The organism is Aureicoccus marinus (genome assembly GCF_002954325.1).
Lineage (GTDB): Bacteria > Bacteroidota > Bacteroidia > Flavobacteriales > Flavobacteriaceae > Aureicoccus > Aureicoccus marinus.
In genome coordinates this window covers 43,443-56,058 of sequence record NZ_MQVX01000001.1, presented here as the reverse complement: position 1 = coordinate 56,058, position 12,616 = coordinate 43,443, and the positions used below count along the sequence as shown (strand labels likewise).

Annotated in this window: 10 protein-coding genes and 1 pseudogene; 3 read left to right on the top strand and 8 right to left on the bottom strand. The window is 46.9% G+C overall.

The window, feature by feature from the left end; translation table 11 throughout:
• Positions 1-46: 46 nt before the first annotated feature.
• Positions 47-783: pseudogene (locus BST99_RS00250) on the top strand (MlaE family ABC transporter permease).
• Positions 780-1,547 (top strand): ABC transporter ATP-binding protein, encoded by a 768-nt coding sequence (locus BST99_RS00245; RefSeq protein WP_105000014.1) that lies wholly within the window; start codon positions 780-782, stop codon positions 1,545-1,547. The pseudogene BST99_RS00250 and the gene BST99_RS00245 overlap by 4 nt, the downstream one beginning before the upstream one ends.
• Before the next feature lie 37 nt (positions 1,548-1,584).
• Here the strand turns inward: BST99_RS00245 and BST99_RS00240 are convergent, their stop codons facing one another.
• The 8 genes from BST99_RS00240 to porV form a co-directional block, all read right to left on the bottom strand.
• Positions 1,585-3,039, bottom strand: a complete 1,455-nt coding sequence (locus BST99_RS00240) for a DUF389 domain-containing protein (RefSeq protein WP_317046080.1) — start codon at positions 3,037-3,039, stop codon at positions 1,585-1,587.
• Between the two features lie 6 nt (positions 3,040-3,045).
• A complete protein-coding gene (locus tag BST99_RS00235; protein WP_105000013.1) occupies positions 3,046-4,125 on the bottom strand; it encodes a mannose-1-phosphate guanylyltransferase in 1,080 nt (359 codons plus the stop codon).
• A gap of 56 nt (positions 4,126-4,181) precedes the next feature.
• Entirely contained in the window at positions 4,182-4,781 is a 600-nt protein-coding gene (locus tag BST99_RS00230; RefSeq protein ID WP_105000012.1) for a SprT-like domain-containing protein, read from the bottom strand.
• A gap of 25 nt (positions 4,782-4,806) precedes the next feature.
• A complete protein-coding gene (locus tag BST99_RS00225) occupies positions 4,807-5,484 on the bottom strand; it encodes an SDR family NAD(P)-dependent oxidoreductase (protein WP_105000011.1) in 678 nt (225 codons plus the stop codon).
• Positions 5,456-6,289: a M20/M25/M40 family metallo-hydrolase gene (locus tag BST99_RS00220; protein WP_245916140.1), complete on the bottom strand. Its 834-nt coding sequence runs from the start codon at positions 6,287-6,289 to the stop codon at positions 5,456-5,458. The genes BST99_RS00225 and BST99_RS00220 overlap by 29 nt, the downstream gene beginning before the upstream one ends.
• 223 nt (positions 6,290-6,512) lie before the next feature.
• On the bottom strand, positions 6,513-8,204 hold the full coding sequence (locus BST99_RS00215) for a pyruvate dehydrogenase complex dihydrolipoamide acetyltransferase (RefSeq protein WP_105000009.1): 1,692 nt from the start codon (positions 8,202-8,204) through the stop codon (positions 6,513-6,515).
• A gap of 9 nt (positions 8,205-8,213) precedes the next feature.
• Positions 8,214-9,212 (bottom strand): pyruvate dehydrogenase (acetyl-transferring) E1 component subunit alpha, encoded by a 999-nt coding sequence (gene pdhA, locus BST99_RS00210; protein WP_105000008.1) that lies wholly within the window; start codon positions 9,210-9,212, stop codon positions 8,214-8,216.
• 166 nt (positions 9,213-9,378) lie between these two features.
• Positions 9,379-10,524: a type IX secretion system outer membrane channel protein PorV gene (porV, locus tag BST99_RS00205; RefSeq protein WP_105000007.1), complete on the bottom strand. Its 1,146-nt coding sequence runs from the start codon at positions 10,522-10,524 to the stop codon at positions 9,379-9,381.
• A gap of 369 nt (positions 10,525-10,893) precedes the next feature.
• Here porV and gldJ point away from each other — a divergent pair, with 369 nt between their 5' ends.
• Positions 10,894-12,549: a gliding motility lipoprotein GldJ gene (gldJ, locus tag BST99_RS00200; protein WP_105000006.1), complete on the top strand. Its 1,656-nt coding sequence runs from the start codon at positions 10,894-10,896 to the stop codon at positions 12,547-12,549.
• The last annotated feature ends 67 nt before the right edge of the window (positions 12,550-12,616 follow it).

Genomic DNA, 12,616 nt, shown 5'->3' with positions numbered 1-12,616 from the left:
AGCCGGTCATAATGTGTATTTTTGATTCTGACCCCAGAAGCAAGGCATGAAGTATATCGAAGCCATTGGCAAGTACTTTTTAATGATCTTTGAGGTCTTCCGTAAGCGCACCAAATGGGGCATCATGCGGAACCTCATTTTTAAAGAAATCGACGAACTGATCTATGGTTCCATGGGAATCATTGTATTCATTGCTTTCTTTATCGGGGGAGTTGTCACCATACAAACGGCTCTGAACCTCACTTCTCCTTTTTTACCCAAAGCCCTGATTGGCTTTGCCACCCGCCAATCGGTAATTCTGGAATTTGCCCCCACTTTCACCTCCATCATCATGGCCGGAAAAGTTGATCCTACATCACTTCGAGTATTGGAACCATGCGGGTAACCGAGCAGATTGACGCCTTGGAAGTTATGGGAGTCAACTCGATCAATTACCTGGTCTTTCCGAAGATTATCGCGATGATGATGTATCCTTTTGCTGTCGCCATTGCCATGTATGTGGGCATATTGGGTGGATGGGTAGCCGCCGTTTTTGGAGAGTTTGCCCCAAGTGCGGAGTTCACCAAAGGATTACAGATTGATTTCATTCCTTTTCATGTCACCTATGCCATGATCAAGACCCTGGTCTTTGCCTTTGTGATCGCCACGGTTCCTTCGTTTCACGGCTACTACATGAAAGGTGGAGCTCTTGAAGTAGGAAAGGCCGCCACAACTTCCTTTGTTTGGACCTCTGTGGTTATTATCATTCTCAACTATACCCTAACCCAACTCTTGCTCGGATGATCGAAGTCGATAACATACACAAGTCCTTCGGAGAGTTCCACGTACTCAAAGGGATTTCAACCACCTTTGAGCAAGGCAAGACGAACCTGATCATCGGTCAGAGTGGTTCGGGTAAAACGGTTTTCCTCAAGTGTCTTTTGGGTCTTTTCGAGCCGGAAGAGGGAAGCATTATTTACGACGGAGACCGCTATGCAGACCTCAACAAGGCAGATCGCCGAGAACTCCGACAAAATATGGGGATGGTCTTTCAGGGCAGTGCCCTATTTGATTCCTTGACGGTGGAAGGAAACGTTACTTTCCCCTTAGAGATGTTTACCAACCAGAGTAAGGGCGAAATGAAGGACCGCGTAGATGCCGTTCTCGAGAGGGTGAACCTCATTGATGCCCACAAAAAATTTCCGGCCGAAATCTCAGGTGGGATGCAAAAGCGTGTCGCCATTGCACGGGCTATTGTGATGAATCCCAACTTTCTATTCTGTGATGAACCCAACTCTGGACTAGATCCCAAAACGGCTATTTTAATTGATAATCTGATTCAGGAAATTACCCAGGAATACAACATCACCACGGTCATCAATACCCACGACATGAACTCGGTCATGGAGATCGGACAAAAAATTCTTTTCCTCAAAGATGGATTAAAGGCTTGGGAAGGAACCAACAAAGAGATCTTTAAAACCGACAACCAAGCGGTTACTGATTTTGTATACTCTTCAGAGCTCTTCAAGAAGGTACGTCAGATGTATATCGAAGAACGCAACTAAAGGTTGGAGAGGGTAATCACCTGAATTTTCTTATTCGCTAAACGCTCTTGTAGCCATTTTTGCATTTGTTCCACTGTTTTGGCTGATCAGCCGCTTTAAGGCTTTCTTTCCAACGCACCTCAAAAACAGGGAGGGTATCGAGTACAGGCAGGCTGTCTTTGACCTGTTTCTGCACATCAAACTGTTGAACATAAGCAAAGCGCAAACTGGCCAAATCCGGGTAGTTAATCAGGCTTTCTTTGCTGATCTGGCTAAAATCGAACTCCTCAAAAGTCCTAGCTCGTAAACGACCTACTTCTTCTTCAAGAACGCGAATGCGATCCTCCTTGGAGCTCATGGTTTCCTTTTGGTTGGTATAAAGTTCCTGCAAGTACTGATAGTCCTTGGCCGCCTGCCCTTCCCCTCCCTGAAAGATTTGGAAAGAACAGCTTTCCAGACGATCGAACTTCTGCAGTTTGGCTCTCCAGGCATTTTCGACCTCTTCGTCTACCCCTTCCTTACCCAGTAGGGTAATTTCAATTAAAGAGCCTTCTTCTGAGTTGTATTCGATCTTGGTCAGGTCTTCCTCGTATCGGGTGCTGCCCTGATAAGGGTGTGTTTCTGCTGTTTCCTTTAGGAATTCTCGCGCCTGTTGCTCAAACAAAGACTCTTGCAAAACCTTGTAGAAGGTATAGACCGGAAAGATCATCACTCCAAAACCGACAATGGTAATCATGCGGGCGATTAATCGACGGCGCTGGGAATTGGCATAACGCACCATCGGAAATCGCAGGTACTTGATTACTACATAGGTTGCCAAAGCAATGAAGACACTGTTAATGGTAAAGAGGTACATGGCCTGCAAGGCAAAGTCGAATCGGCGGACAGCCAGTCCATAACCCACTGTACAGAGGGGTGGCATCAGGGCGGTCGCAATCGCTACCCCAAATATCACGCTGGCGATGGTTCCCTTCTTCGCGCGGGCAATGACGAGTGCTAATCCACCAAAAAAGGCGATCAGCACATCCCGAATGTCCGGCTTGGTTCGAGCCAAGAGTTCGGAAGACTCATCTCTAAGCGGAAAAATAGCGAAGAACAAAAAAGCGGTCAGGACACTCAAGACGACCATAACCAGGAAGTTCCGCAGGGAACGGCGCATCAGATCAATATCGTTGATCGCCAAAGACATTCCGGTACCCAGAATAGGCCCCATAAGTGGAGAGATTAACATCGCTCCGATCACTACTGCTGTGGAATCTGCATTCAACCCAATAGAGGCGATAAAGATGGAACAAATCAAAATCCAGGAGGTATGGCCTTTAAAGGGGATATCCGCAATAATGGATTCCCGGGTGGCCGCTTGATCTGTATTGGACCTCAGTTCCAAAAGCTCTTGCAAAAACTTCCGGGAACTTTCTACAAATCCTTTAAAGTCCTTCTTTACCTCTTCTGTGGATTCTGGCGTTTCATCGCCCTTGGGTCCTTGCGGCCCAGCGAATAGATGTTCACTCATAGGGTTCTAAGCATAATGATCCCCAAATTCGTCTTTTACTTCGTTGCGAATTTGTTTGATCTCTTGTTGCTTTGATTTGGGGAAAATCAAGAGCACTTCGTCGTGATCTACGACGATAAAATCTTCTAGCCCGTCCAACACAACAATGCGATTGGCACTGCTTCTTACCAAGTTGCCCTTGGAGTCTTTAAGAACGGTTCGGCCCTGTACAACGGCATTCTGATACTGGTCCTTATCCAGCTTGTCATAGAGCGCTCCCCAGGTTCCCAGGTCGTTCCAATCAAAGGTGGCAGGGAGGGTATAGATCGCCTCGGCCTGTTCTAAAATAGCGTAATCGATCGAGATATTCTCTGCCTTAGGGTAATTCTCATCGATAAAAGCCTGTTCTTCCGAAGTATTATACACCTCGTTTCCCGAGCAGAAAAGGGCGTGTTGGCTTGGCTGGTGTTTTTCGAAGGCATTCACAATGCAGTTTACGCTCCACATAAAAATCCCCGCATTCCACAAGAAATTCCCTTGAGTCAAAAATTCTCTCGCCGTCTCGATGTCTGGCTTCTCTCTAAATTGAACCACATTCTTAAGTCCTTCAGGACTCTGCTTGTCAAATTCGATATACCCAAAACCGGTATTGGGAAAGGTCGGCTGAATACCCAATGTACAGAGGACTTCCTCCTTTTCACATTTATCAAAACACTGCTTCACATCGCGCTCAAAAGCTGCCTCATCTTCTATCCAGTGATCACTGGGTGCCACGATCATTACGGCATTTGGATTCATCTTCTGAATCTTGAGGGCGGCATAAAGTATACAAGGTGCGGTATTGCGCATCGCCGGTTCCAGTACGACTTGCTCAGGCTTAACAGCCGGCAGCTGCTCCAAAACGATATCGTTATAAGCTACATTGGTCAAGATCAAGATATTCTCTGCCGGAATAAATCGGTTCAACCGCTTAAATGTTTTCTGAATCAAAGTGTCGCCGCTTCCCAGCATATCGTGAAACTGCTTGGGATAAGTCGAGGTACTGACGGGCCAAAATCTCGATCCCACACCACCTGCCATAAGCACTGCGTAATAATTTGAATTCATTTCTTTTTCTATTTTATTGTTGGTTTCTATCTGCTAACTCCAAAACTGTATAAAAATTATGCAATCAGCTCCACCTCTGCATGAGGTTGGAACAAGTACATGCGGCCGGTTTGAAGCTCTTTACACTCATAACGCTTCACGCGCTTATTTCCTTTTAAAAACACCTTCCCATTGGCTGCTCTGAATTGAGATCCCAAAGGGATTTCCTGAATGACGGATTGGGAGGATTCTTGGGGGTCAAAAGCCTTGAGAGCCAGGGACAGTTGAGCATCGGTACTGCTGGTCGCTCGCGGGTTCTTGAAGTGCCTGGCCAAAACGGGCAGCAACTTTTGCGGAAACACCTCGGGGCGAATAAAAGGCAGCATTAATTTTTGAAAACAATACTTCCACTCCTTCCCGTGCGGCTTAATCCCTCTCCCGTAGCGTTCAAAGGCAACCAAATGCGCTATTTCGTGAATCAGGGTTATTAAGAATCGGTAGGGATTTCCGGAAGCATTGACGGTTATCAGGTGCCGGCCATCGGCTAAACGGCGGTAGTCACCGTGGCGTGTTTTGCGCAAAGGAGTGATCTTCAAATGAACGCCATGCGTTTTGATCAATTCCATACAGCTTTGTACGGCCTGTGGGGGCAAATGGCGCTGCAAGACTTCCTCCATGGAATACAAAGTAAAGGATATTTTACTAAGGAACGCTCTTACTCAGTTGTAAGACTTTGCCGTTGTACAATTCCTGACCCGTCAGGGTAAAGTGAGCAATGTACTCGGCTACAGCACGAGGACCTACAGGGGCCTGATAACCCGGAAAAGCCTCTTCCAGCATTTCGGTCTGCACCGCTCCCAGAGCGATGCAATTGAAGGCTGGACCCTCTTCCTTGAATTCCTCTGCCCACATCTCGGTAAGGCCAATAAGGGCCGCTTTACTCGAACTGTAGGCCGAAAGACCGGGAAACTTCACACTGCCTTGCACACCCCCTATAGAGCTGATGTTGACCACATGCCCTGCCCCATCCATCAGAGGAAGGACGAGCTGTGTCAAACGAGCCACCCCAAAGACATTCACCCGGTAGACCTCCTCGAACTCATCGGACTCAATTTCCAGAAATGGCTTGTTCAGTAAGCGACCTGCATTGTGCACCAAGGCATGGATTGGTCCTTCAGAAGACAAGCGATCCTTGACCTGTTGAAGCTGCGCCTCATTCGCTACATCGCATTCTAATCCTTCCACCCCTTGGAGGTTGAGATCATTGATTGGGCCTTGATTTCTGGAAAGGGCAAAAACCCGGTGCCCCTGTTCGCTCAGTACTTGAATGAGCTCGTAACCAATCCCTCGGCTACATCCCGTTACTACTATTGTCGCCATCGACCATTTTTACTTTACTCGCGTCATTAATCAATTGCTCTATCGAAGGAGCCATGGCATTGATCAATGCACTCATGTGATTCATATCCATGATGTTGACTTCATCCCCCACTTGGTGGTAGTGATCAAAATTGGTGAAATCAAAGGTTGAAAAGGTGTGCGCCGGAATCTGAAATTCCTCGTAAAAAGGGTAATTATCAGAACGCATAAAGAGGTTGTAGGCTTTTGCCGTAGGTAAAAAACCAACCAATTCCTCCCCGGCATAAGCATTCATTTTTTGGGCCAGGTCTGACATTTTGTATCCGGTCAAATAGGTTCGGTAAGGCTTATCCGCCATGGGAACGCCTGTCATTTCAAAATTCAAGACCAAGTAGGGGCTTAGCCCTTCTTTCTTCATTCTAGCCGCCAAATGTCTTGAGCCGAGAAGGCCTTTTTCCTCAGCACTAAATAGGACAAAAATCAAAGGACGTTTGTTGTTATTGCGTTGGGCGAAATACCGAGCAAGCTCCAAAACGGTTGTGGTTCCGGTGGCGTTGTCGTTGGCCCCATTGGCAATCTCGTCTCCATCGACAGGTTTACCCATCCCGATATGGTCGTAATGAGCTCCTATAATTATGGCTTCTTTATCCCAAGAAGGATCCGAACCGGGCAAATAACCCACCACATTAAAAGCCGTCGGCTCAAAGTTGGTCAGGGTATCCCGAAAAGCAGGGTAGTAAGGTTGGATGCCGTGCTTTTTGAAGAAGTTTTCGATATACACTGCAGCCAATTCAATCCCGGGAGTACCGGCTTCCCGGCCAGCCAAGCGTCCGCAGCCAAATAATCCATATGGGTTTGCACTTCTTGGGATGTACTAGGATCTACTTCTTGAGGCTCTTTGCTGGTCTTTTGTGAACTCCCGCAGGCTCCCAATAAGAGGAGACCGGAGAAGAGGCTGAGCAATTGTTTCATTTTCTTGTGTGTTTGTGATGCCTATAAAAATAAAAAAGCACCTTCAGAAGGTGCTTTTTTTCACGTCTTTTTATGACTTAGGCCAACATCATAACCGGATTCTCCAAATACGCTTGGACGGTTTGCAGGAACTGAGCCCCGGTGGCGCCATCTACCGTACGGTGATCACAAGCCAAGGTCAGCTTCATGATGCTGCGCACCACGATTTCGCCTTCGCGCACCACTGGACGAGGAACAATAGCTCCAACAGAAAGGATAGCGGAATTCGGCTGGTTGATAATAGAGGTGAATTCCACAATACCAAACATCCCGAGGTTTGACACCGTAAAGGTGCTGCCTTCCATTTCTTGAGGAGTGAGTTTCTTATCCCGAGCACGACCCGCCATATCTTTGACCTGGGCGTTGATCTGGCTCAGATTCATTTGATCTGCATGTTTTAGCACAGGAACGACGAGTCCTTCGTCAACGGCAACGGCAACACCCATGTGTACGTGGTCGTAGTAACGGGTAGTATCCCCATTCCAACTGGTGTTGACCTGAGGGTGCTTCAAGAGGGCCATTGCACAAGCCTTCAACACCATATCATTAAACGAAATTTTGGTGTTGGGCAGGTTGTTCATTTGCTTTCTGGAAGTAATGGCGTTATCCATTTCAACCTCTATGGTCAAGTAATAGTGCGGTGCACTGAACTTGGACTCTCCTAAACGCTTAGCAATCACCTTGCGCATTTGAGAATTTTTCTCTTCGCGAGATCCTTCGGTACCACCAGGCAAACTGACCGGTGCTGGTGCAGCTGGAGCTGGAGCAGTCGCGGCAACAGGAGCAGCAACCGGTGCTGGTGCACTAACTGCAGGCACGAATGTTTCAATATCTCTTTTCACAATTCTGCCGTGGTCTCCACTTCCTTTAACCTGTTGCAGGTTGATGCCTTTTTCTTCTGCCATTTTCTTAGCAAGCGGAGAAACAAATAGACGATCTCCAGATGAAGTCTCGGCAGGCGCAGGAGCTGCGGCAGGCGCAGCAGGAGCTGGAGCGGATGGAGCGGTTGGGGCCTCTTGAGCGGCAGGCTCTGTTGGAGCGGCGGCAGGAGCACTTCCTCCTGCTAGAACGGCAGTAACATCAGTACCGTCTGGTCCAATCACAGCCAATACAGAATCTACAGGAGCTGACTCTCCTTCTTGAATACCTATATGAAGGAGCTTTCCAGAGTAGAAAGACTCGAATTCCATTGTTGCTTTATCGGTCTCGATCTCGGCAAGGATATCTCCTTCTTCCACCTCATCACCCACTTGTTTTAGCCAGGAAGCGACCGTTCCCTCTTCCATGGTGTCACTCAATCGTGGCATTTTCACGATTTCAACCCCTTCTGGAATGGCAGCCGGAGCAGCAGCGGGTGCTGGCTCAGAAGTCGCTTGACCCAAAGCAGAATCCAAACTGTTTTGCTCTTCTGCGCTAAAATCTTCTTCAATAACACTCCCGGCTGGAGCGGCAGGAGACTCACCTCCCCCGAGAAGGGCAGAAATATTTTCACCCTCTTCTCCAACAATGGCCAAAAGAGCGTCAACAGGAGCTCCTTCCCCTTCTTGAATACCGATATGCAAAAGGGTACCCTCGTAAAAGGATTCGAACTCCATGGTTGCTTTATCTGTCTCGATCTCGGCAAGGATATCTCCTTCTTCGACCGAATCACCTACTTGCTTCAACCACTTGGCCACGACACCTTCTTCCATGGTATCGCTCAAGCGGGGCATTTTTATAATCTCTGCCATAGTGCTTAACTAGAGTTTATGAGGTAAAAAGGGGTAATCTTGTTGTTCGTAAACGGTGTTGTAGAGTTGTTCTACCGGTGGGTAATCAGACTCCTCAGCGAACTTCTCGCATTCAGAAACAAAACTCTTCACACGGCGATCGATCTCCTTGATCTCGTCTTTGGTGGCGAAGCCATTCTCAAGAAGGTGTTCCTTTACCTGAGTAATTGGATCGATTTTCTTGTACTCCTCTACTTCTTCCTTGGTACGGTAATGCTGCGCATCAGACATGGAGTGTCCGCGGTAGCGGTATGTTTTCATTTCCAAGAAAGTGGGTCCTCCTCCAGAACGCGCACGTTCCACAGCTGTATAAACTTCTTGAGCAACAACAGCCGGATCCATTCCGTCTACTGCTCCACAAGGCATTTCATACCCAAGACCTAATTTGTAAATATCAGTGGTGTGTGCTGTACGTTCTACCGAAGTTCCCATCGCATACCCGTTGTTCTCACAGATGAAAACAACTGGCAATTGCCACAGCATGGCCAAATTGAAAGTCTCGTGTAAAGACCCCTGACGAACGGCCCCGTCTCCCATATAACAGAGGGTTACAGCATCTCTCTTGAAGTACTTATCAGCAAAAGCCATTCCCGCACCCAGCGGAATCTGACCTCCTACAATTCCGTGTCCACCAAAAAAACCATGTTCCTTCGAAAAGATGTGCATAGATCCTCCCATCCCTTTTGAGGTACCGGTAACCTTACCGTATAGTTCGGCCATTACCTTGCGGGGATCCACTCCCATACCGATGGGCTGTACGTGGTTTCGATAAGCGGTAATCATTCGGTCTTTACCCAACTCCATAGCGTGGAGTGATCCGGCAAGAACCGCTTCTTGACCATTGTAGAGATGCAAAAAGCCGCGAACCTTTTGTTGGATATAGACAGCAGCGAGCTTGTCTTCAAACTTTCTCCAGAAGAGCATGTCTTCGTACCACTTGAGGTAAACTTCCTGGGTGATTTCTTTCATGTATCGAAATTTGAAATAGAGCTAATTTTCAAAGAAAACAAAAATACAACTATATCTGTTTTGCAAAAAGATTTGTAGAGGTTTCACAAATTTGTTTCTGCAGCTCGTTTTCATAAAAAAACCCACCGGACCGGTGGGTTTCTAATCTCTTGTAAGAAGGACCTCGTTAGTCGTTCAAAAACTCTTCTCCCAATCCAAAGGTGAGAGAGAATCTCAAGGTGTTCTCCAGCGGGTTACGTACCTGTGAAGTAGAGAACAGGTAAGACAAATCTACCTGAGCAGAACGGAACTTAAAGCCAGCACCCAAAGTGAAAAACTGACGGAATCCTTTATTTTCGTTTTCGCTGAAGTAACCGGCACGCAACATAAAAGCGTCCTGGTACTTGTACTCTGCACCTAAGGCCAGAGTCACTTCCTGCAACTCTTCGCTGAATCCGTCAGGGGCATCTCCGAAAGATTCGAACACTCCGTTAAAGAAAGAGATGTTCTGGTAGGTGTTGTTGTCTTCTGAATCGATATCACCATCTCCGTCAAAATCCTGAGGAGTTGGAACGAGAAGTTTGTTGAATTCGGTGTGTAGTCCCAAAACATTGTCTTGGTCAAAGATGAAATCAAATCCAACTCCAAGTTTCAGATTAGTCGGCAAAAAGTTTTCTTGACCTCCTTCATCGTATTGAATCTTTCCTCCAAGGTTGGAGATATTGAAACCTGCTCTCCAACGTCCGTCAAAGCTGTTGTAGGCCATTTCACGAGAGCGGTAGAAACCAGAAACGTCGACAGCAAAAGAGTTCGCCGCTTGAGAATCCTGTGTTCCTTCTTGAAACCGCAGGTTGGAACTGATAAATCGTCCACCAACAGCCATAGAGAAGGTCTCACTGAGCTTCAAGGCATAGTGACCATCAATAGCCAATTCGTTTGGCTTGACGATGGTCGCCACTTGGTCGATGGTCTGACGCAATTCTACGCTTCCCAGACCGAAGTAGCGCAAACTCAAACCGAAGGCTGACTTGTCGTCAATCTTGTTGGTGAAGTTGGCCGATAAAAGAGAAACATCATTTACAATACTTTCTAGGTAAGGCGTGTAGCTCACACCGATGTGCATTCTTTGGTCAGAAAAGGCCATTTTCGCAGCGTTCCATTGAGCCGAAAAGGCATCAGCAGAGGTCGCAACTCCCATATCGCCCATTCCGGAAGAACGAGCATCACCGGCGATGGTAAGGAAAGGTACGGCCGTTGTGATAACGCGATTGGTTTCCTGTGCTTTTAGAGCGCAAGCAGACAGGAGTAGGGCATAAACCAATATCTTTTTCATTTTCTACATGATTAGGATTAGTAGTGTAGTTATACGTAATAGGCAGACGTTTAGTTCTCGCTCGCGCGCAAATATCATGCACTATAACGCCACATACAATGTTTTCGTGTTCTAATTCTGCAATTTTAGTTGAACTGCATATTTTACAGCCCATTTGAAAAAGCAAAATACGAATAAAGAGATACTAGCCCCATTTTTTTAGCGTTATGTTTTTCGGTTTTCAGAGCGGGAATCGGAATAGGCATATTTATTTTTGCACAACAAAATAATGTGGCTTGCTTTCCGTTTTAATGCAAACACGATTACAATCAAATTAAAAAATGCCCAACATTGGCGAGAACATGCGGGTATCGAACTCAAGGTCTTACTATGAAAAATTACATTTCAGCTCTTTTTTCTCTTCTGCTGGTACTCGGTGGATTTTCAAGCTGCTCCAAGTCCTCTTCCTCTTCAGGAAATGTATCAAGAGCAACTGGATGGAAAATTAACTCAAAGGACGGAGGTTTTCAGTTCAACTCCAGTTTTAAAGAGCAGGCTACCCCCCCTGGAACAGTATTTATAGAAGGAGGTACCTTTACCAAAGGAAAGGTGCAGGATGATATCATGCACGATTGGAACAATTCCCCGACACAACAACACGTGCAGTCGTTCTACATGGACGAAACAGAGGTGACCAATAAGATGTACCTCGAGTACTTGGATTGGATCAAGGCGGTATACCCACCGGAGGATCCCAAGTACACCAATATCTACAAAGGGGCGGTTCCAGATACTTTGGTATGGAGAAACCGTTTAGGATTTAACGAGGCCCTGACCAATACCTATTTGCGTCACCCGGCCTATGCTGAATATCCTGTAGTCGGTGTCAACTGGGTACAAGCAGCTCAGTACTCGGAATGGAGAACAGATCGTGTAAACGAACTGTTATTGACCAAAGAAGGGTACCTGACCGAGGACGCACTTTACGCAGCCTACAACGGTGACGTACAAGGGGCCTTTAGCACAGAAGCATACATCAACAACCCGGAGTCGGTTTATGGTGGTGCCATCGATTCTCTTCAAGGAAAATTAAAGAAAGATTCTACCAGTGTCTTTGCTAAGCGAAGCAGTGGAGTCTTTACACCAGAATACCGACTACCGACCGAAACCGAGTGGGAATACGCTGCTCAGGCCCTGATTGGTACACGGGAATACAACAACTACCGAGGGCGTAAAAAATACCCTTGGGAAGGAGACTACACCCGTAGTGGTCAGCGTGTAGGTCGCGGAGATCAGCTGGCGAACTTCAAGCAAGGTAAAGGTGATTACGGCGGGATTGCCGGATGGTCTGACGATGGTGCAGACATCACCACGGAGGTTCAATCCTACAAGCCAAACGATTTTGGTCTATACGATATGGCTGGTAACGTAAGCGAATGGGTAGCGGATGTATACCGTCCTATCGTTGATGACGAAATCAGCGACTTCAACTACTACCGAGGAAACATCTTTATGAAAAAAGCAATTGGTGAAGACGGCAAAGTAAAGGTGCTTCGTGACTCTGTAGTCTATGACACTTTAGCCAACGGACGCATCGTTGCCGTGAACCTTCCAGGGGAAATCAAAATGGTCCCTGTAGGTGCAGATGAAACTTACCTGAGAACAAACTTTGATCGTTCCGACAACCGCGGATTCCGCGATGGTGACGCTGGCTCATCTCGTTTCTACGAGCGTTTCAGTGACGACGAAAACAACCGTAAAATGTACGATTCGCCAGACCATAAAGTCGAGAGAGACTCTACTGGCAAACTGTTGCGCAACTACGATAAATCCAATTACCGTACTTCCCTTATCGACGACGAAGTTCGTGTGTACAAAGGAGGTTCTTGGAGAGATCGCGCTTACTGGCTAGACCCAGCACAGCGTCGCTACTTGCCACAGTATATGGCTACTGACGATATTGGATTCCGTTGCGCGGTATCCCGTGTCGGATCGAAGTCCAAAACAAAGAACAAAACCGTACGCCATAAAAAGCGCACGAGATAAACAAGCTCTATAAAGCTCCATCAATTAAAAAGCCCCTGCAGATTAATCTGCAGGGGCTTTTTCTTTG

Bases quoted from the DNA above. Each gene is read 5' to 3' on its own strand.
- porV (WP_105000007.1), bottom strand. From the start codon at position 10,524: ATGAAAAAGATATTGGTTTATGCCCTACTCCTGTCTGCTTGCGCTCTA.
- BST99_RS00240 (WP_317046080.1), bottom strand. From the start codon at position 3,039: ATGAGTGAACATCTATTCGCTGGGCCGCAAGGACCCAAGGGCGATGAA.
- BST99_RS00245 (WP_105000014.1), top strand. From the start codon at position 780: ATGATCGAAGTCGATAACATACACAAGTCCTTCGGAGAGTTCCACGTA.
- BST99_RS00230 (WP_105000012.1), bottom strand. From the start codon at position 4,781: ATGGAGGAAGTCTTGCAGCGCCATTTGCCCCCACAGGCCGTACAAAGC.
- gldJ (WP_105000006.1), top strand. From the start codon at position 10,894: ATGAAAAATTACATTTCAGCTCTTTTTTCTCTTCTGCTGGTACTCGGT.
- BST99_RS00235 (WP_105000013.1), bottom strand. From the start codon at position 4,125: ATGAATTCAAATTATTACGCAGTGCTTATGGCAGGTGGTGTGGGATCG.
- BST99_RS00225 (WP_105000011.1), bottom strand. From the start codon at position 5,484: ATGGCGACAATAGTAGTAACGGGATGTAGCCGAGGGATTGGTTACGAG.
- pdhA (WP_105000008.1), bottom strand. From the start codon at position 9,212: ATGAAAGAAATCACCCAGGAAGTTTACCTCAAGTGGTACGAAGACATG.
- BST99_RS00215 (WP_105000009.1), bottom strand. From the start codon at position 8,204: ATGGCAGAGATTATAAAAATGCCCCGCTTGAGCGATACCATGGAAGAA.